Raw genomic sequence first — 18,183 nt, 5'->3', positions numbered from 1 at the left:
GTGAGCCTCAGGGCTCGGCGGCCAGCCAGCGCTGCACCTCGGAGAGGTAGTCGCGCGGTAGCGCGTGGCCGCTGTCGAAGGTGTGGTGCGCCTTGTGCCGGGAGGGGGCCGCGGTGAAGAGGGCCTCGTTCTGCTCGGGTGTGGCGAAGCCATCGCGCCTGGCCGTCAGGAGCAGCCAGCGCTGCTGGATGCGGCCAACGGCGCGCACGGGCGCCACGTCCTCGAGCGTCGGGTCCACGTGCGGCGGCACCATCGTGACCAGGTGCGTGACACGCGGCTCGCGCGCGGCCAGCAGGAGCGCCACCTGGGCTCCCATGCTGTAGCCGCCGAGGAGGACGCGCGGGGGACGGCCCCCCTCGAGCGCGTGGGCGAGCACGGCGTGCGCGTCCTCCGTGGTGCCCGCCACCATCGCGCGGTACGGGCCGCTGTCGCCCTCGTGCGAGCGCTTCACCCGCGCAGAGGGCTTGTCCCCCTCGACCGCACGCGCGCCGTGCAGCCGCGCATCGAACAGGAAGACGCGGTAGCCCGCCTCGCGCAGCGCCTCGGTGAAGGCACCGCCGAAGGTGGGCTTCGCGTCCACGAGCCAGTCCTCCTTGTTGCGCGTCAGGCCGTGCACGAGCACCGCCACCGGCGCCGGGCCCTTGGTCGGCCGGTGCGGCTCGAGGACGAGCAGGGGGATGCGCTCGCCATCGGCGGCGCGCACCTCACGCGCCACGGCGCCGGTGACGGTAGGCGCGGGCGAGGCTTCCGCCGCGGATGCCAGGTGCGGGGTGAGCAGGACGAGCGCGGACAGCAGCAGGTGCTTCATCTCGGGGTACCTCCAGTGAGAGAGGCGCTCACCCTGCACGGGAGCGGGTCGGCCACGGGTCAGTCGCGCGTTGACGCGGGATTGACATGCGTGAGGTAACGTCTTCGCCAGGAGGACCTTCTCGCGATGCGCGTACTGGTGGTGGAGGACAACCGGGACCTTCAGGCGAACATCGCCCGGTTCCTCGAGCCGGACGTTACCCTCGACTTCGCCTCCACGGGCCCCGAGGGACTGGCGCTCGCGCTCGCCCACGCCTACGACGTGATCGTGCTCGACCTCATGCTGCCGGGCATGGACGGCCTGCGGGTGTGCCGGCACTTGCGGCAGGCGGCCCCGCGGCTGGTGCCGGTGCTGATGCTCACCGCGCGCGACACGCTCGAGGACAAGGAGGAGGGCTTCGCCGCCGGCGCCGACGACTACCTCGTCAAGCCCTTCTCCCTGCGCGAGCTGCGCTGGCGCCTGGAGGCCCTGGCTCGCCGGCCCGTGCCGCCCAGCGGCCGCACGGTGTCCCTGGGCTCGCTGCTGCTGGAGCCCGAGAGCGGGTGGGCAAGCCGGGGCGAGCGGCGGGTCCGGCTCAGCCGCACCGAGGCGCGGGTGCTCCAGCTCTTGATAGAGGCGGCCCCGGAGAGCGTGCCGGCGGCGACGCTCGCCGACCGGCTGTGGGGAGAGGAACCTCGGGAGGGCAGCGCGCTGCGCACCCACGTGTACGGCCTGCGCAAGGCCCTCGGCGAGCTGGGCCTCGAGCAGCTCGTGGTCACCCGGCGCCACGAGGGGTACGCGCTGGAGGTCCGTCTTGCGTGAGGGGCTTCGCCCTCTGCGCGTGGTGCTCCGGCGCGCCCTGCTGCTCTCGTCCGCGTTGGCGCTCGCGGTGATGGGCGGCTTCTTCGTGCTCTTCAGCTACGACCTGGAGGACGTCCTCTTCAACCGACTGGTGGCGGCCGAGGCCGACCGGCAGGCGCAGGCGCTCGCGTCCGGCCAGACTCCCGCGCAGCCGGCGGTGGGCATGAGCGTGCATCGGGGGCACACGGCCCTACCGGCCGCGCTCGCACGGGAGCTATCGCCCCTCGTCGAGCACGGGGAGTACGAGGTGGCGGCGGGCGAGGCGGGGCACTTCCACGTAGCGGTACGGCCTCGGGCGGCCTCGGGCGACACGCTGTACGTGGCCTTCCGCGCCAATGCCTTCACCCGCACGACGTCGCGTCTGCTGCGCAGGGGAGACCTGATCGCGTCGAGCGCGGCGCTCGCGCTGCTGGCGGCGGCGGTGATTGCCAGCCGGGCCGCCCGCCGCCTCAGCGGGCCGCTGGAAGGACTCAGGCGCTCGCTGCAGTCCGAGGGCGTGGCGCTCCCCGGAGAGGACGGGTCGGTGGCCGAGGTGCATGCGCTGCTCGAGGCATTGAAAGAGAGAGACGCGCGCATCCAGGCCCTGCTCGAACGCGAGCGGCGGTTCAACCGCGACGCGAGCCACGAATTGCGCACGCCGCTCGCCGTAGCTCAGGGGGCGGTGGAGATTCTCGAGCGTCACCCGCCGCAGGACCGTGAGACCTTCGCACGGCTGCGCGATGCCGTGCACCAGATGGGCCTGCTCACCGAGGGCATTCTGTGGCTGGCACGCGAGCGGCGCATGGGCGAAGCCTGTGACCTCACCTCGGTCTCGCGCGAAGTGGTGGCGCTGTACGACGGGCTGCGCAGCCCGGAGGTGGCGGTGGTGGTGGAGGCGGAAGGCGCGGTGCACGCGCCGGTGCCGGCCTCGGTGGCGCGCGTGCTGCTCGGCAACCTGGTGAAGAACGCCTTCAGCTACACGCGCGCCGGGCAGGTGCGTGTGCGGGTGGAGGCGGGTTGCTGGAGCGTCAGCGACAGCGGCGAGGGCCTTGGCGCGGTCGCGCCCGAGCGCAGCGGCTTCGGCGTCGGGCTGTCGCTGGTGGAGCGGCTGGCACAGCACTTCGGCTGGCGGGTGCTGCTCACGCCCCTCTCTCCACACGGCACCCGGGCGGAGCTGCGCTGGCAGGAAAGGCCCTCGGAGCGCTGAGGGTTCTCCCCCTCGCCAGCGTCTACGGCGAAGCCGTCGTGCCCTCCCCCATGTGCGGCAGGGCATTCAGGGACCGCAGCAACCCACCGAGCACCTCGTCGAGCGTGGTCCACCCGCGCACCACGTGGATGGGATGCTCGAAGGTGAGCCGGCCGTGGTGGAGGGCGTCATCGAGCTCCGCCAGGAGATTCGCCACCTCCGCCGAGAAGCCCATCCCCATGAGCATCGGCACCTCGGCCGCGGGCGTGTGCTCCTCCACGCGGATGGGCCGGCCGAGCAGCCGCGCCAGCGTGTCCGCCACCTCGAGCGGGCTGTATTCCACCGGGCCCGTCAGCTCCACCACACGCCGGCCCAGCGTGGGCTCGCGCAGCAACCGCGCCGCGATCTCCCCCACGTCCCGTGTCGCCACCATGTGCATCCGGCGGTCCGCGGGTCCGATGAAGTCCGGCATCACGCCCGAGTCCACCACCGCGCGCAGCCCACTGCCCCAGTTCTCCATGAAGTACGCCGAGCGGAGGATCGTCATCGGCGTGCCCCGCGAGCCCAGCTCCCGCTCCGCGAGGTTCAGCGTCTTCACGATGCCCGTCCCCCCCGCGTGCTGCGCGCCCACCGAGGAGAGCAGCACGAAGTGCGGCAGCCCGCTCTCCTCCACCGCCCGCCCCATCGCATCCACCACCGCCCAGCACGCCTCCATCACCCCCGTGCTCGAGGGCACGGGAGGCGGCACCATCAGGTAGGCGCCCCGAGCGCCCACCATGGCCACGGCCAGCGCGGAGACGTCCCGCAGGTCCGCCAGCACGACCTCGGCGCCCCACTGCCGCCACGGTCCCGCCTTGGCCTCGTCCCGAAGGATGACTCGGACCCGCTTCCCCTGCTTCAGCAGCGTCCGGGCCACCACGGACCCCGTATGCCCCGATGCTCCCGTCACCACGAACATGACCGCCTCCTCGCGTCTCTCCGGGGCCGGGCTCGGGCCCCTCTCTTCAGCCCTAATGTGCGCCTCCCCTCGCCGTCCGTGCGGAGCGCCACGCCGGGGAGCAGGTGACGGGCCCGCCGCCCCCCGGCTTGACAGGCTCGCGAGGCTTCGCGAGCGTCCCGTCATCGGGCGCCGTGCTGGCGTCCTCCGCTCCGCACCGAGGGGGAATCTCATGAAGGAAGCCGAAGACCAGAGCCAGGGGCGCAAGCTCCTCACCGCCGTCGAGCGCATCCTCTCGGACACGGACAGCCTCATCGCCCTCGCCGAGCAGCAAGTGCTTCGGGCCGGGGGGGACAAGCGCGAAGCCGCCGAGGAGGTGGTGCGCTCCTTCTCCAACCGTGCCGCCGTCGCCGGAGGCCTCGCCGCCGCGCCCGCGCTGATTCCCGGAGCCGGCACCCTGGTGGCCGCGCTGGGCGGGGCCCTCGCCGACATGGGCTTCCTCCTCAAGTACGAGGTGGAGATGGCGCTCGTGCTCAGCTACCTGCATGGCTTCGACATCCGCAAGGATGAGGAGCGGCAGCTCGCGTTCCTGCTCGCCTCGGTGAGCACCTACGACGCCAAGAGCGGCGAGAACGTCCTGGTGGACGTGGCCAAGGCCGAGGGTGTCGCCATCTGGAAGTACGCGCCGCGCGAGGTCTCCAAGCACCTGGTGAGCGTGATGACGAAGATCGCCCTCCTCCAGCTCTCCAAGGGGCTGGTGCGGGCCCTGCCGCTGGTGGGCATCGCGGTGGGCTCGTCGATGAACAAGGTCCTCACCAAGCGCGTCGGCGAGCGGTGCATCCGCGACCTGCAGAAGCGCCGCGAGTTCCTCGGTGCCGAGGCCACCCGCGAGGAGCAGGAGGAGGACGTCGTGGAGGCGCGGGTGCGCCCGCCCGCGAAGAAGAAGAGCGCGGCCAAGAAGAGCACGGCCAGGAAGAGCGCCGCCGGGAGGAAGTCATGAAGTACGAGTCTCACGCCACGCTGGCCCAGGCCCTCTGGCCGGACGCGAAGCAGGCCCCCGTGAAGCTGCTGGAGTGCCGCCACTGCGGCCGGCGCAACCGCGTCCAGGTGTCCCGGGCCATCCTCGACCCCCACCACTGTGAGTGCGGTGCGTGCGGCGAGCCGCTGTTCCTCGCCCCCCACGAGCCCCTCACGGGCATCGCCTCGGCGGCCTACGAGCACGCGTTGGACCGCACGACGCTGGCGGCCCTCAAGGGCATTCCCGGCTTCCCCGCGTTGATGCGCTGGCTGATGACGCAGCTGGGCGAGCGCAGCTTCCGGTTGCTCAACCTGTCCAGCTCCGTGCTCTGCGGCGAGGACCAGTTCCCCGAGCTGGTGGCGCTGCTGGAGCGCTCGCGCGAGAGCCTGGACATCGGCCTGCGGCCCACGCTGTTCCTCTCCGAGTCCCCGCACGCCAACGCGGCCACGTACGGCAGCGAGGAGCCGGCGGTGACCATCTACGCGGGCCTGCTGGATCAGCTCGACGACACCGAGGTGGTCTCCGTGATGGGGCACGAGCTGGGCCACATGCACGCGGAGCATGGTCTCTACCGCACGGTGGCGGTGGTGATGGCGAGCGGCACCCACCTGCTCGGCACGGTGGGACAGGTGCTGAGCTTCCCGCTGCAGAAGGCGCTCTACAAGTGGATGCGTTGCTCCGAGCTGACGGCGGACCGGGCGGGCCTGCTGGCGTGCCGGGACCTGGGCGCCTCGCTCAACGTGCTGATGAAACTGGCGGGTGGAAACCGGCCCGGCGTCACCCGGCGCACGAAGATGCAGCTGGCCCCCTTCATCCGGCAGGCGCGCACGCTGGCGAAGCTGGAGGAGGACAACTGGTTCGACGGACTGCTGGCGACGCTGATGACCATGGACAGCAGCCATCCCTTCGTCGCCTGGCGGGTGATGCACCTGCTGGAATGGGTGGAGCACGGCAACTACCTGGAGATCCTCGCCGGGCACTACGAGCGCGCGAAGCGTCCCGTCGCGGCCTGAGCACCGAGCCCCCCATGCGCCACGCCTCGAACCGTCCGGCCCTGTCCCTCGGCCTGCTGCTGCTGGCCACCCCCGCCTCCGCCGCCGAGCCGAAGGCGGGCGCCTGGGCCGAGCTCCAACCCCTCCCGGCCCGCCTGCCCGCGGTGGAGCGCAAACCGGCCGGGCCCGCTGGGTGCCAGCCGGAGAACTTCATCCCGGGCGAGACGCGCTATGAGCGTGTCGAGCTCGAGGGCTCGCCTCCCGCGCTCTACCGGCTCGCCACTGGCGAGGACATGAACATCAATGGCTGGATGAAGGAGAACGAGCGCGCGGTGAAGCTCCCCAGCCCGTACGCGCTCACCTATTACCAGTTCGGCTGCGCGAGTGAGTTCTCCTACGTGCTCGACGTCTCGCGCAACGGCAAGCGCCATGGGCTCTACCAGCACGTGCTCGGCTTCGACGCCCACCCCTCCAAGCCCGTCCTCTTCTTCCATCAGAACGAGCGCAAGAACGGCCGCTACCAGGCGTTCACCGGACTGGTGGACCTGGACACCAAGCGCAAGACGCCGTTGCCGCCACTCCCGTGCGTCTCGGGCTCCAACGCGCGCTTCTCCGGGGACAGCCTCATCACCTACGGCGAGGCGCGCGCGGGCAAGGACGGAAAGACGGACGTGTGCGTGTGGAGCCTCGACGGCAAGCCGCGGGCCCGGCTGCTCGCGGACCTCGACTGGACGGCTGGCGCCGGGGACATCCTACTCGACCAGCCAGGCGTGCTGCCTCGCGAGCCCGGCACCTTCTACTCGCTCCATTACGACCGCTTCGGGCAGCCCTCCCACTGCGAGGTCCGGCTGCAGAGCCTCACGCGCGCCGGCCAGTCGCGCCGGATCGACCTCGGCGTCTCCGCGTCACCGGAAGCCTGCCTGCGCAACGAGGCGAAGCTCGGCACCCTGAGCCTCACCGGGCGCTGAGGAAGTCCCTCCGGGCTCAGAGCGTCTCGGCCCCGAGGGCACGCACGAGGACGCGCTCCTGCCGGAAACGGCGCTCCAGCTCCGCGCGGTAGCCACTCCACCACTTGCGGTCGAGCGGCTCCACCATCACCTCGAAGAGCAGCATCTCGTCCCGCACCGTCTCGCCCTCTTCCTCCTCCTTCCAGGCCCCCGAGGCCGGGGACTGCAAGAAGGCGGTGACGCCCCCGAACCGCTCGGTGAGCTCGGTGCGGACCTTCTCGAAGTCCGCACGGGGGAACGGGCGCCGCTCGTTGTCTCGCAGCGGCAGCAGGAACTGGACAATGTGCATGTCCTGGAAGTGCATGCCCTGGGAGCGCGGGCCCTAGTAGCGCGAGGGGGTGTTCGGATCGAAGCCGATGGGAGGCGTCACCTCCACGTCCTTCTCGCGCTCGGTGCGCAGGTCGTACTTGTCGTGGTCCTGGAACTTGGCGCTGTCCATGCGGGCCTCGGACAGCGAGTCCGTCCCCATGCCCAACCGGTCGGACGCCTGCAGCACCTCGCCCAGACTGGCCTTCTGGAGCTGCTCCCTGTCCAACGAGAGGTGGATGTCATCGCCCTCGATGGTCTCCACGGACCGGAAGGGGACCCGGTAGTCCCTGGCGTAGAACACGCCCTTCTCCACCACGAAGGCGTCGTCCGCCAGGCCGATCACCTTGCCCAGCCGGTGCCCGTCCTTGCTCTTCACATCCATGCCAACCCGAACATCCATCCGCTGCGCCATCGCTCGCTCCTGCCCGCGGTGAGGAAACGGAGGCGCCCGGACTCCTCCCCGGACGCCCCCCCGCGCGGAAGATGCGAATCGCGGCGGCTTCGAGCAGGGGGGCCTCGCCCCCTCGCCCGGCCGGTTACGAAGCGGAGCGGCGGCGGCGCGCCAGCATCGGAGCGAGCGTGCCCAGCAGCAGCCAGGCGGCATCCGCCGAGAAGCCCGAGGTGCAGCCGCAACCGGAGCTCCCCGCGGCGGCGACCTTCACGGCGAAGGAGCAGCTCGCCCGGTTGCCCGAGGCGTCCGTCGCCGAGACCTCCACGCGGTTGCTGCCCACGGGGAAGGTGGCACCGGACGCCGTGCTGTAGGTGAGGGTGACGTCCGAGATGCTGTCCGTGGCCTGCGCCGGCGCGTAGTTGACCACCGCGCCCGCGTCGCTGGTGGCGGTGGCCTCCACGTCCGCCGGGCACGTGAGGGTGGGGGCGCCGGAGTCCTTCACCGTCACCTTGAAGGTGCAGGCGTTGGTGTTGCCCGCGGCGTCGGTGGCCGTGGCCGTCACCACGTTCTCCTTCACGGCGAAGGCCGTGCCGGACTCCTGGCTATAGCTCACCGTGGCGGCCGAGCCCTCATCCGTCGCGGTCGCGGGGGTGTAGCTCACCGTGGCGCCCGAGCGGCCCGTGGCCTCCACCGTGACGTTCGCCGGGCAGGTGATGGCCGGCGGCGTGCAGTCGCCGTAGAACGCCGGGGACAGCGAGTACAGCTCCCGCCCCACCGTGTCGTCCTCGGCGGAGTAGTAGAGGGTGCCGCCCGTGAACGTCAGCGCCTGCGGAGTGTTGGCCGCCGAGGCGTCCACCGCCCGCGTCCCCGCCTCCGTCCCATCGCTCAGCCACAGCGTGGCGCCGCTACCGGTGTCCGCCACGAAGAAGAGCCGTGAGCCCCCCGCCGTCAGCATCTGCGGAGACGAGCCCGTGCTCCCGGCGTTGAGGTCCTTCACGCGCACCGTGCCCGCCGCCGTCCCGTCGCTCTTCCACAGCTCCATCCCGCTGACGCCATCATCCGCGGTGAAGAAGAGCGTGCCCCCCACGTCGGTGAAGTCGCCCGGGAAGGAGCCCTCCACCCCGCTCCGGATGTCCTTGACCATCACCGTGCCCGCCGCCGTCCCGTCGCTCACCCACAGCTCGGAGCCATTCACCTCGTTGTCCAGGCGGAAGAAGAGCTTGCCGCCCACCGCCGTCAGGCTCTCGGGCGCGGGGTGGAAGAGCTTGCCGAAGATGTCCTTCACGCGCACCGTGCCGGCGTCCGTCCCGTCGCTCTTCCACAGGTCGTTGTCCGTCGTGCCGTCGTTGGCCGTGAAGAAGAGCGTGGTGCCCACCACCGTCAGATCACTGACGCTGGCGTTGGTGACTCCCGGCGCGATGTCCTTGACGAGCACCGTGCCCGCCGCCGTCCCATCGCTCTTCCACAGCTCGACGCCATGGGTGCCGTCATCGGCGGCGAAGTAGAGGGTGCTGCCCGCCACGCGCAGCGTCCGGGCGAAGACGGCACTGGGGAGGCCGGGGTTGATGTCCTTGACGAGCCGAGTGCCAGCGAACGTCCCGTCCGACTCCCACAGCTCACGGCCCTCGATGTGGTTGGAGGCGGTGAGATAGGCCTTCCCCCCCATCAGGACGATGTCCGAGGTGCCGCCGGACTCCATCCCCTCGCCGATCTCCCGCACCATCACCGTGCCGGCCGCCGTGCCGTCGCTCTTCCACAACTCCACGCCGTGCTCGCCGTCATCCGCGGTGAACAGGAGCGTCCCGTTCAGGTCGGTCAGCAGCTCCGGGATGGAGTCGCCCACCGGGTTGATGTTCTTGACGAGCACCGTACCGGCCCCCGTCCCATCGCTCTTCCACAGCTCCACGCCGGCCGTGGCGTCCTTCGCCGAGAAGTAGACCGTCGAGCCAATCCGCCGGAAGGCAGTGGGCGAGGAGCTGGCCGTCCCCGGCGCCACGTCCTTGATGACCGCGGGAGGACGGCACCCGGGCGCCGGAGTGGCCTGCGCATGGGCCAGGGAGCTGCCCCCCGCCAGAGCGAGCGCCAGCAGCCACGAACACTCCATGGAACGATGAGCCATCAGCATTCTTCCTTCCGAAGAGGGGGGAACCCCCCAGGGCACACCCGCAGAAAAAAAAACAGGGGACGCGGGCTCGAGAGCCTCGCGTCCCCTGCATGAAACCCTGTTACGCCTTGGATTGCATCACCGGGAGGGCATCTGCCACCCTCCCGGCCCCTTGGCGGGACGAGCCGTGATTACAGCTCCGACAGGTCGTAGTACTCGGCCGACGCCTGGTCGTGGTTGCTCACACCACCCACCGCGAGCACCGTGCCGTTGTTGAGCAGGGTGGCGGTGTGCTTGTAGCGGTCCACGTTCATGGCGGCCGTCTTGCTCCACGTACCCGTGGCCGGGTCGTAGAGGTCCGAGGCCGTCTGGATACCGGTGTACTGGTGGTAACCACCGGCCACGAGCACCCGGCCATCCGGGAGCAGGTTGGCGGTGTGGAACCGGCGCGGCGAGAGCATGCTGCCCGTGGCCGACCAGGTGTTGGTGGCCGGGTCATACAGCTCGGCCGAGGCGCTCAGCGCGATGTCCAGGCCCGAGCCGCCCGCGACCAGCACCTTGCCGTTGGGCAGCAGGGTGGCGGTGTGGGAAGCGCGGCCCGTGCCCATCGAGGCCGCGGCGGTCCACTTGCCAGTGGCCGGGTCGTAGATCTCCGCGGAGGAGATGAGGCCGTCGGAGGCATCGTTGCCACCCGTCACCAGCACCTTGCCGTTGGGCAGCAGGGTCATGGTGTGGAAGGCGCGCGCCGTGTTCAGGCTGCCGGTGTAGGACCAGGTGTTGGTGGCCGGGTCATACAGCTCGGAGGAGGCCAGGGTGCCGCTGTCGTACTCACCCGTGCGGCCACCGGCCACGAGGACCTTGCCGTTGGGCAGCAGGACCGCGGAGTGGTAGTAGCGCTGGGTGTTGAGGATGCCCGCGGGCTTCCACTTGCCCAGGGCCGGCACGTACAGCTCGGCGGTGGCGTTGGTGATGGGGCACACGCCGCCGCCCGCGATGAGCACCCGGCCATCCGCCAGCTTGGTGGCCGTGTGACCGCGGTGCGAGCCCAGGTTGTTGCCCGTGGCCGACCAGGTCTTGGTCTCCGGGTTGTAGAGCTCCGAGGTGGTGTTGAAGCCACCGGCCACCAGCACCCGGCCGTCGTCCAGCAGGGTGGCGGTGTGGAGCAGCCGCGGCAGGGCCATGGAGCCCGTGAGGATCCAGCCGCCGCAGGTGCCCGTGGCGTCCGGAACCACCGTGACCGTGCGGTACGCGGTGCCGACGTTGCCGGCCGCGTCCTTCACCGAGTAGGTCAGCGTGTAGGTGCCCGGGGCCTTGGTGTTGACGGAGCCCGAGACGGTCACCGCGGAGGACAGGTCACCGAAGCACACGTCGCTGGCGGAGACGCCCGCCTCGACGTACGAGGTGCGGCACTCCAGGGTCACCGAGGCGTAGCCCTTGAGCGCCACCACGGGGGCCTGGGTGTCGGCCACCGTCACCGTGTTGGAGCAGGTGGAGACGTTGCCGAAGTAGTCCGTCGCGCGGTGGGAGACGGTGGTGGTGCCCAGCGGGAAGCTGCCGGCGCCCGGGCTGCTCGTCACGGACGGGATGCCGCAGTTGTCGGAGCTGCTCGCCGTGCCGGGGTCCGCGCTCGCCGCGCCATCGGAGCACTCGGCCGTCACGTTGGCCGGGCACACCAGGGCAGGAGCGGTGTTGTCGGTCACGCTCACCGTGGCCGAGCAGGTGGACTTCAGGCCCGTCTTGTCGGTGCAGGTCAGCGTCACGCCCGTGGTGCCGGGACCGAAGCTGGTCACCGACTGGGTGCAGCCCACCAGGTCACCGTCCGGGTCGTACGAGCCGTTGTTCACGGAGCCGCTGGCGCCGCAGGTGGCGTCGGCCGACAGGGACAGGTCCTTGCAAACCGCCACCGGAGGCCGGTTGATGACGGAGATGGTGCAGGAAGCGCTGCAGGAGCCGGCACCGTTGCCCGCGCCGTTGTCGCACTGCTCGCCGGCGTTCACCACGCCGTCACCGCACCAGTCCAGGCGGCACGTGGAGGAGCAGGGGGTGCCCGGCTTGCCGTTGTTGGCGCCGGTGTCGCACTGCTCGGGGAACTGCTGCACGCCGTCGCCGCAGTTCACCGGCACCGCGCCGCGGGCCAGGATGTAGGGCACGCCGTGCGAGCCGTCCGCGAAGTCCTTGGAGCCCGGGAAGCGCGAGCCGTACGCCGGGTCACGCGCGATGGCGAGCGGGGTGAAGTTGGCCTCGGGGTAGGTGTCGAAGGCCTCGTGAACCGAGCAGCTCCAGTTGGAGAGGATGCTGTCCGTCAGGCCCGAGAGGGCCGCGTGGCTGGCCACGATGTGGGCGTCGTTGTAGCAGCCCACGCCCGTCACGGTGAAGGTACCGAACGGCTGCATGATGGGCAGCGGCGTCTTGGCCGCGGCGCCGTCGTAGTAGCAGCTCAGGTTGATGTACATACCCGTCTTGCCTTCCTGAGCGGCGGCGAACTTGACGGAGTTGGTGGTGAGCACGCCACCGTCCCGGGTCTTGTGGAACACGGGATCGGTTCCGACCAGGATGACGTTACCGTCCACCACCGGGCCCCACACGTTGCGGTTGGCCACGGCGGCGGCGATGAGGCTCACGCCACTGCAGGTGTTGTCGCCCAGAATCAGGGCGCGGTACTGGGCGAAGTCCGCCGAGGTCTTCGCGGCCCAGGCCGCGTCGCTGGCGAGCTCCACCGTGTAGCCCTGGGCCCGGGCGGCGTTGGCCTCGAGGCTGCTGGTGCCACCGGTGACCGTGTTGGCCAGGATGAGCACCTTGTTGGTGCTGCCCACGCCCTGCGCGCGCGTGCTGACCGCGGAAGGCGCCACATCCGACGTCGCGCTGTCCGCATCCGACGGCGTCTCGGCGCCGCAGGCCGCGATCATCAGCGCGCTCATCGCAACCAACAACCGGCTACTACAGTTCCTCAAAAGGGTCTCAGTTTGCATTCGTCCCCCCTCCATTCGTGTTCAGGCTCATCAGGCTCTCCATTGGAGACCGGCCTGCACCAGGAACGGTGAGTTCCCTCTCACCGCTTCGCATTCGGCAGTTGCGCTCCTGGCTCCGTACTACGATGCAGGACCGTCATTGCACTTTTACACTAGATCCATCCAAAAAATGAATCACTCTTTTAAGCGAATCAAACGGGCAGTCCCGCCGAGGCGGGCAGTGCCGGAATGACGACTTTTCACGCCATCACCGCTCGGGGCGCTTCTCCCGGGCGGCGTGTGGCATGAATCCTTTCATGCGCATGTCGCATGAATACTTTCATGTCAGGCTTTGAAGTACGGCCTCGGCGCGCCGGAGGTCGCGCTCCAGCTCTACCAAACGGGCCTGACGCTGGGTGTCGGAGGTGAAGGGCACGCGGCCCAGGTCCTCCTGGGCGGCGCGAGCGACGCGGGCCACTCCGTCCCGGGCGATCACCCCCACCTCGAAGGCCTCCACTGCGGCCCCTACATAGGTGTCGAAGAAGAAGATGCGCTTGCCGCGCCACGTCATGCGGACGGGCTCGGGGGTGTCCACCACGTCGTGGATGAACACGGCCCGCACCGCTTCCGGGTGCTCCGCGAGCATTCTCTCACCAAAGGCGACATCCCCCTGGCCGCTGTCGCCCGTGAAGACGAAGCCATACTCGGGATAGAGCTGGACGTAGCGGCTGAAGTTCTCGAACTTCATGGCGGCGATGCGCGAGTTGCCCAGCAGGTGGGTGAAGGCCCCCGAGAGCATCACCGCCGAACCCACGCCGTGCTCGCGCAGCGTGGCCAGCGTCCGGTCCTCGATGAGGCCGAGCGGATCCTGCGGCCGGGCGCTGATGAAGGTGAGGTCTCCCTCGCGCCCGGGGATGGGGCCCGGCCCCCGGTCCAGCTCGCGGTAGAACTGGAGCACACCGGGGTACACCGTCTTCGACGGGTAGCGCGTGTCCTTCCAGTTGGCCAGGAAGGTGTCGTCGATGTCGCTCAGCACCTTGTTCTCGCCACTCGGGGCGGCCGCGGCCTCCTGGTGGATGTGCCTGAGGATGTCCTGGCGGATGCGCGCGTCGTCCACGTCGTGGAAGAGCAGCTGCTGCAGGTCGTGCGAGTTGCCACGGCCATCGAGCAGGTTCTTGAACCCGGACAGCTCGCGGCCGCGCAGCCCGAGGAACAGGGCGCGCACCATGCGCTCGGCCAGGGCGTGGGTGTCGCCCATCTGGAGCGCGGTGATGAGCGCGGCGCGGACGGGCAGGCCCAGCTCGGGCGCCCGCTTCACGCACAGCAGCTCCAGCAACTCGGTGAGGTGGTCCGGGCCGACCACGCGGTCATCCACGTCACCGAGCAACGCGTCCAGGTCCACGTTGAGCAGCAGGTAGTTGAGCTCGGCGGGGGTGGCGCCGGAGAACAGCTCGAGAATGCGCCGCTCCTCGCTCCGATCTGTATGACCGGTCATCAAGGAGCGGAGCGATTGGAGTTTCCGGGCGGCGGCGGTCAGGTCCACGCGCGCAGCCTACCGCGAGCCCCCCTCGCCACCGCCAGGGGTGCCCCCCGTTCCACCCGGCCCACCCGGGCCCTGGGTGCTCCCCGTCAGACCGCCTGGGGCGCCTGGTGCGCCGGGCCCCTGCGTGGTGGTGGTGGCGGTAGCACCGGGTCCTCCAGGACCCTGGGACTGAACGACGCTCTGGGTTCCCGGCGCGCCAGGGGCTCCGGGACCGGAGAGCGTCGCATACACGCCGGGGCCGCCCGGTGCTCCCGGGCCGGAGAGCGTCGCATACCCTCCGGGAGCTCCGGGCGCGCCAGGGCCGACGAAGCCCAGGCTCGCGCCGCCGGGAGCCACCGGTGGGGCGAAGCCCGCGACCGGCATGGGGGCCGCCAGCGCATACATATAGACGTACACCGGCACGGCGATGGGGAACGCCGCCGCCATCTGCGGAACGGCCAGGGGGCTCATCATCATCATGGGCTGGGGCACGGGCCCGGCCATGGGCACCCCACCCGGCAAGCCCGTGGGCGCCACGGTGAGCGTGCTCAAAGGCACCTCGGTCAGGTCTCCCGCTTCACCCAGGCGCTCCAGCTTCACGGCGGCCCCCGTCGCCGAGTCCACCGTCAGCAGGTACCTCGTCTGCTTCGACATCTCCCCTCCTTTGATTGTCAGTGGGCTCTCGCGAGCCGCTCCGTCCGCAGTTCTTCCGGAAGCATCGCCAGCGTCACCAGGAGCGAGCCCATGCTGGCAATGACACCCCGCTCGAGCAGCCGGGACAGCTCCGCCTCCAGGGCCCCGGCCTCCGAGGTGCCGGTCGCCTCGGCCGCCGTCCGCAGCGCCTGCTCGCGCGAGACGGGCGCATCGCACGCCAGCAGCAGCGACACGGTGGTCTCGGCCAGACGCTCGCTGGCGGGCGCGAGGTTGAAGCGGCTGTCCACGAGCACGAAGCCCCCCTGCCAGTGCGGCCTCACGGCGAGCGCTCCGTTCTCCCGCCGCCGGTGGCGCTCCTGCCACTGGAGGATGAAGGAGTGGAGCTGCGCGCCCCGTGCGAGCACCTCGTGGAAGCGCGGGTGCTCGTAGTCGAAGTAATAGGCCAACTCGTGGAGCGTCTCCTCCGGCAGCGGGAAGACGTGCCGGTAGGCCGGCATGGGCCGGATGGCGGTGAAGCCCTGCTCCCGCCAGCCCGCGTGGTTGGGGCTGAAGCGGTCCATGCGGATGGGCGAGCAGATGTCCGGAGGCCGCAAGTGCGCCATCTTCTGGAGCAGCGCGAGCGTGCGCGCGTAGTCGTCCACGTCCTCGCGGGGGAAGCCGTAGATGACGTTCCAGAGCGAGTCCACGCCCAGCTCCTGGCACCAGCGCAGCAGCGCCACGTTCTGCGCGCCCGACACGCCCTTGCGCATCACCTTGAGCGTCCCGTCCGCCAGCGTCTCCACGCCGGCCTGCACCCGGGTGATGCCCGCCTCGCGCAGCAGCCGCACCTGGCGGCGCTTGAGGTTGGATTTGATCTCGAAGAACTTCTCCGTGCGCACCGGCTGGCCCGCCCAGTGGGGCAGCAGATCCTTGAAGTAGTCCATCGCCAGGATGTTGTCGGCGTACTGCACGGGCGTGGCGCCATGGCGCCGGCCCACCTCCTCCAGCTCGTCCACCACGCGCCGCCAGCTCTTGCGGCGGAACGTCATCGCCTCGCCGTTGAGGCCGCAGAAGGTGCAGTGCGAGTGCTCTCCCCACCAGCAGCCGCGCGAGGCCTCCAGGGGCAGCCACATCCCGGCCGCCAGCTCCGGCGCGCTCGTGCGCACCAGGTGGAAGAAGTCCTCGTAGTCGGGCGTCGGCAGCGCGTCGAGGTTGGCGTAGCCCGGCTCCTTGCGCCGGGACGACTCGCGCACCTCGCCGCCCTCCCGGTAGAGGAAGCCCGGAGGCACCTCGCCGCGGCCCTCGCGCAGGTTCTCGCACAGCTGGGGAAAGGAGACGTCCGCCTCGCCCGTGGCCACGTAGTCGAGGAACCCGTACCGCTCCATGTACTGCCGGCCCATGCCCGCCTCGAAGTTGGCGCCGCCGGCCACCAGCTTCACCTTCGGGTAGCGCTCGCGAATCATCCGCGCCAGGCACAGCGAGGGCATCGTCTGCTCGAAGGTGCTGGTGAAGCCCACCAGGTCGTACTGGCCCCAATCACAGGACTCGAAGACGACGCGCAGGAACGCGGGCGCCACCTCCTCCAAGGCCCAGACGTGTTCGCGCAGCGCGGAGGGCATCCCCCACACCGGATGATCCAACACCTCGCGTGCGTAGGCCTCCCGTGCGCCCTCGCGCTGCCCGTGGAAGGCCTGCGCGAAGGCCCACTCCCCGGCCAGCGCCGTCATGGGCGCCTCATGGCAGAAGAAGCGGTAGGCCTCCGCTCCCAGCATCTTCCAGAGCGTCACGTTGAAGTAGCGCGTCTCGCACTCGATGCCCCGGGCCTTCACCGCCGCCTGGAGCAGGCCTGCGGCGAGACTCGGGCGGTGCACCGCCGCCAACGGCATCACGACCAGCGCCACCTTCATGGGCTTGGCAGCATAGGAGAGCCCTCCCCGCCCGCCAATGCGGGTCCGTACGTATGGCAGAATCTCCAGCATGTCCGCGCCGACCGCCCCACTGCTCGACTCGCTGCGCCGCCAGCTCGAAGGCCGGTGGGAGCGCATCGAGCAGGCCCGGGAGCGCTACACCCTCCTCACGCGGCGGCTCGCCTCCTACCAATGGCAGAGCGCGCTGCGCGGCCAACCCGAGTTGCTCAAACAGACGCGAGAGCAGGAGGCGGAGCTCACCGAGGTGCTCACCTACGTGGAGCACCGCGCCACCCGGGAGCAGTGGCCCAGCGAGCACCCCGGGCTGCGCGTTCTAAAGGAGCTGCGGACCCTGCGTGCGAAGCTGGAGGCCCTGGCCCACAAACGGCTCGCGCAATCCGCCCTCCACAATGGGGCGTCTCTCGTGGAGGCGCTGGGCGAGCTGGAAGCGCTGGCGCTCGCGCACCCGCCCCGGCCTCCTGGAACGGACGACCCCGTGCTCTTCGAGGACTGGATGCTCTCCTGGCCCTCTCCCGGCCGGCTCTGGCTCACCCCCAAGCGGCTGCTCTGGCGGCCCTGGTTCGGAGATCCGCTCCAGTTGCCGCTGGCCTCTCTCCAGCACGATGCCATCACCCTGTTGCCCGGGTGGATCGGCGTCCACCTGAAGAGGACCGGGCCCACCTTCTTCTCCCTGTCCTACTCCGACACCCTGGCGTCGCTGCTCCGGCTCGGCGTGCGGACCCGGAACCTGGAGCACGAGCTGCCCCAGGTGCGGGACGTGGTCACCAGCCTGGCGTACGGCCGTCACGCGGACAACGCGCGCCCCGAGCGCTGGGGCCTGGGCGTCTTCACGCCTCACGGGGCCGCCCTCCTCCCGGCGCGCCACCGCACCCTGCTCGACCGCTGCCTGAGCCTCGTGGGCATCCAGGCCCCCCAGCCTCGGCCCTCGGAGCTGCGGCAGCTGGAGTCCTTGGTGGAGCACCTGCAACGGCTGCCTTCCGGCGAGTTCGAGTACGCCCTGCGGGAGCTCACCCGCGCCCGGGGTGGGAAGTTCTGGCCCCTCTCCGAGCTCTACACCCTCGCGGGCACCACCCACGACGTGGGAGTCCAGGCCGGGGCGCAGCTCCTCGTGGTGACCCAACGGCAGAACACCGTCCTCCAGTTCCTCGCGCGCCATCCACCCGGGCTCTCCCGCCCGCCGGAGAAGAGCGGGTGGCGGAAGCACAAGGTCAAGATGGGCATCGCCGCCAGCCTGGCCCTCGTCTACACAGGAGCCTTCTGGGGGCACGAAATGGACAAGGTGCTCATGTACGCCGGGTACGCGCTCTTCGCCTGGGCCTGCATGAGCTTCTCGAAAGCCAGGGGCTACACCGTGCTGCCCGGACTGCTGCTCTCCGCCCTGTTCCCGATGTTGATGTGCTTTCCCCTGGTGTTCGTCTTCATGCTCGGCGGCTCGAAGAAGGAGCCGAAGCGGTTCGGAAAAGACACACACAGGTAGCGTAATTCCAACCACAACGTTTCCTCGCGGCCATTTGGCTGTAGCGCCCTGTTCATGACGCAGCCTTGGGAATCGCCTCTCGGATGGCGTGTGGCACAATCCGC

At 70.3% G+C, this 18,183-nt stretch carries 15 protein-coding genes; 6 read left to right on the top strand and 9 right to left on the bottom strand.

What is annotated here, in order from left to right; translation table 11 throughout:
- Positions 1–7: 7 nt before the first annotated feature.
- Positions 8–808 (bottom strand): alpha/beta hydrolase, encoded by an 801-nt coding sequence (locus NR798_RS08120; protein ID WP_375770857.1) that lies wholly within the window; start codon positions 806–808, stop codon positions 8–10.
- Positions 809–934: 126 nt separating this feature from the next.
- On the opposite strand from NR798_RS08120, the gene NR798_RS08115 reads away from it, so the two are divergent.
- A complete protein-coding gene (locus tag NR798_RS08115) occupies positions 935–1,609 on the top strand; it encodes a response regulator transcription factor (RefSeq protein WP_375770856.1) in 675 nt (224 codons plus the stop codon).
- Positions 1,602–2,834: a sensor histidine kinase gene (locus tag NR798_RS08110; RefSeq protein WP_375770855.1), complete on the top strand. Its 1,233-nt coding sequence runs from the start codon at positions 1,602–1,604 to the stop codon at positions 2,832–2,834. Before NR798_RS08115 ends, NR798_RS08110 begins: the two co-directional genes overlap by 8 nt.
- Positions 2,835–2,856: 22 nt before the next feature.
- Here NR798_RS08110 and NR798_RS08105 read toward each other — a convergent pair whose 3' ends face one another.
- Positions 2,857–3,771: an NmrA family NAD(P)-binding protein gene (locus NR798_RS08105; protein WP_375770854.1), complete on the bottom strand. Its 915-nt coding sequence runs from the start codon at positions 3,769–3,771 to the stop codon at positions 2,857–2,859.
- Between the two features lie 211 nt (positions 3,772–3,982).
- Between NR798_RS08105 and NR798_RS08100 the strand changes: the two genes are divergently transcribed.
- Genes NR798_RS08100 through NR798_RS08090 form a run of 3 tightly spaced genes read left to right on the top strand, consistent with a single transcriptional unit; the run spans position 3,983 to position 6,728 of the window.
- The gene (locus NR798_RS08100; protein ID WP_375770853.1) at positions 3,983–4,750 is read left to right on the top strand and encodes an EcsC family protein; all 768 of its coding nucleotides are present in this window, start codon (positions 3,983–3,985) and stop codon (positions 4,748–4,750) included.
- Positions 4,747–5,781 carry a M48 family metallopeptidase gene (locus tag NR798_RS08095; RefSeq protein ID WP_375770852.1) on the top strand — a complete coding sequence of 345 codons (1,035 nt, stop codon included), beginning with the start codon at positions 4,747–4,749 and terminating at the stop codon, positions 5,779–5,781. Before NR798_RS08100 ends, NR798_RS08095 begins: the two co-directional genes overlap by 4 nt.
- A 14-nt stretch (positions 5,782–5,795) precedes the next feature.
- The gene (locus NR798_RS08090; RefSeq protein WP_375770851.1) at positions 5,796–6,728 is read left to right on the top strand and encodes a hypothetical protein; all 933 of its coding nucleotides are present in this window, start codon (positions 5,796–5,798) and stop codon (positions 6,726–6,728) included.
- A gap of 16 nt (positions 6,729–6,744) precedes the next feature.
- Here NR798_RS08090 and NR798_RS08085 read toward each other — a convergent pair whose 3' ends face one another.
- The 7 genes from NR798_RS08085 to NR798_RS08055 all read right to left on the bottom strand — a co-directional run bounded on the left by NR798_RS08085 (position 6,745) and on the right by NR798_RS08055 (position 16,581).
- A complete protein-coding gene (locus NR798_RS08085) occupies positions 6,745–7,056 on the bottom strand; it encodes a hypothetical protein (RefSeq protein WP_375770850.1) in 312 nt (103 codons plus the stop codon).
- Positions 7,057–7,089: 33 nt separating this feature from the next.
- Positions 7,090–7,458, bottom strand: a complete 369-nt coding sequence (locus NR798_RS08080) for a hypothetical protein (RefSeq protein WP_375770849.1) — start codon at positions 7,456–7,458, stop codon at positions 7,090–7,092.
- A 154-nt stretch (positions 7,459–7,612) separates the two neighbouring features.
- Complete coding sequence (locus NR798_RS08075) at positions 7,613–9,586, bottom strand: ELWxxDGT repeat protein (protein ID WP_375770848.1); 1,974 nt, start codon at positions 9,584–9,586, stop codon at positions 7,613–7,615.
- A 176-nt stretch (positions 9,587–9,762) separates the two neighbouring features.
- The gene (locus NR798_RS08070; RefSeq protein ID WP_375770847.1) at positions 9,763–12,489 is read right to left on the bottom strand and encodes a kelch repeat-containing protein; all 2,727 of its coding nucleotides are present in this window, start codon (positions 12,487–12,489) and stop codon (positions 9,763–9,765) included.
- Between the two features lie 370 nt (positions 12,490–12,859).
- Complete coding sequence (locus NR798_RS08065; RefSeq protein ID WP_375770846.1) at positions 12,860–14,014, bottom strand: phosphatase domain-containing protein; 1,155 nt, start codon at positions 14,012–14,014, stop codon at positions 12,860–12,862.
- 57 nt (positions 14,015–14,071) lie between these two features.
- Entirely contained in the window at positions 14,072–14,695 is a 624-nt protein-coding gene (locus NR798_RS08060; RefSeq protein ID WP_375770845.1) for a hypothetical protein, read from the bottom strand.
- A 17-nt stretch (positions 14,696–14,712) separates the two neighbouring features.
- Complete coding sequence (locus tag NR798_RS08055; RefSeq protein ID WP_375770844.1) at positions 14,713–16,581, bottom strand: RiPP maturation radical SAM C-methyltransferase; 1,869 nt, start codon at positions 16,579–16,581, stop codon at positions 14,713–14,715.
- A gap of 424 nt (positions 16,582–17,005) precedes the next feature.
- Here NR798_RS08055 and NR798_RS08050 point away from each other — a divergent pair, with 424 nt between their 5' ends.
- The gene (locus NR798_RS08050; protein WP_375770843.1) at positions 17,006–18,079 is read left to right on the top strand and encodes a hypothetical protein; all 1,074 of its coding nucleotides are present in this window, start codon (positions 17,006–17,008) and stop codon (positions 18,077–18,079) included.
- The last annotated feature ends 104 nt before the right edge of the window (positions 18,080–18,183 follow it).

It is taken from the genome of Archangium gephyra (assembly GCF_042230915.1).
Classification (GTDB): domain Bacteria; phylum Myxococcota; class Myxococcia; order Myxococcales; family Myxococcaceae; genus Archangium; species Archangium gephyra_B.
This window is presented reverse-complemented; position numbering and strand designations above follow the sequence as displayed.

Bases quoted from the DNA above. Each gene is read 5' to 3' on its own strand.
- NR798_RS08085 (WP_375770850.1), bottom strand. From the start codon at position 7,056: ATGCACATTGTCCAGTTCCTGCTGCCGCTGCGAGACAACGAGCGGCGC.
- NR798_RS08115 (WP_375770856.1), top strand. From the start codon at position 935: ATGCGCGTACTGGTGGTGGAGGACAACCGGGACCTTCAGGCGAACATC.
- NR798_RS08105 (WP_375770854.1), bottom strand. From the start codon at position 3,771: ATGTTCGTGGTGACGGGAGCATCGGGGCATACGGGGTCCGTGGTGGCC.
- NR798_RS08080 (WP_375770849.1), bottom strand. From the start codon at position 7,458: ATGGATGTGAAGAGCAAGGACGGGCACCGGCTGGGCAAGGTGATCGGC.
- NR798_RS08100 (WP_375770853.1), top strand. From the start codon at position 3,983: ATGAAGGAAGCCGAAGACCAGAGCCAGGGGCGCAAGCTCCTCACCGCC.
- NR798_RS08070 (WP_375770847.1), bottom strand. From the start codon at position 12,489: ATGAGCGCGCTGATGATCGCGGCCTGCGGCGCCGAGACGCCGTCGGAT.
- NR798_RS08075 (WP_375770848.1), bottom strand. From the start codon at position 9,586: ATGGCTCATCGTTCCATGGAGTGTTCGTGGCTGCTGGCGCTCGCTCTG.
- NR798_RS08060 (WP_375770845.1), bottom strand. From the start codon at position 14,695: ATGTCGAAGCAGACGAGGTACCTGCTGACGGTGGACTCGGCGACGGGG.
- NR798_RS08090 (WP_375770851.1), top strand. From the start codon at position 5,796: ATGCGCCACGCCTCGAACCGTCCGGCCCTGTCCCTCGGCCTGCTGCTG.
- NR798_RS08065 (WP_375770846.1), bottom strand. From the start codon at position 14,014: ATGACCGGTCATACAGATCGGAGCGAGGAGCGGCGCATTCTCGAGCTG.
- NR798_RS08095 (WP_375770852.1), top strand. From the start codon at position 4,747: ATGAAGTACGAGTCTCACGCCACGCTGGCCCAGGCCCTCTGGCCGGAC.
- NR798_RS08120 (WP_375770857.1), bottom strand. From the start codon at position 808: ATGAAGCACCTGCTGCTGTCCGCGCTCGTCCTGCTCACCCCGCACCTG.
- NR798_RS08055 (WP_375770844.1), bottom strand. From the start codon at position 16,581: ATGAAGGTGGCGCTGGTCGTGATGCCGTTGGCGGCGGTGCACCGCCCG.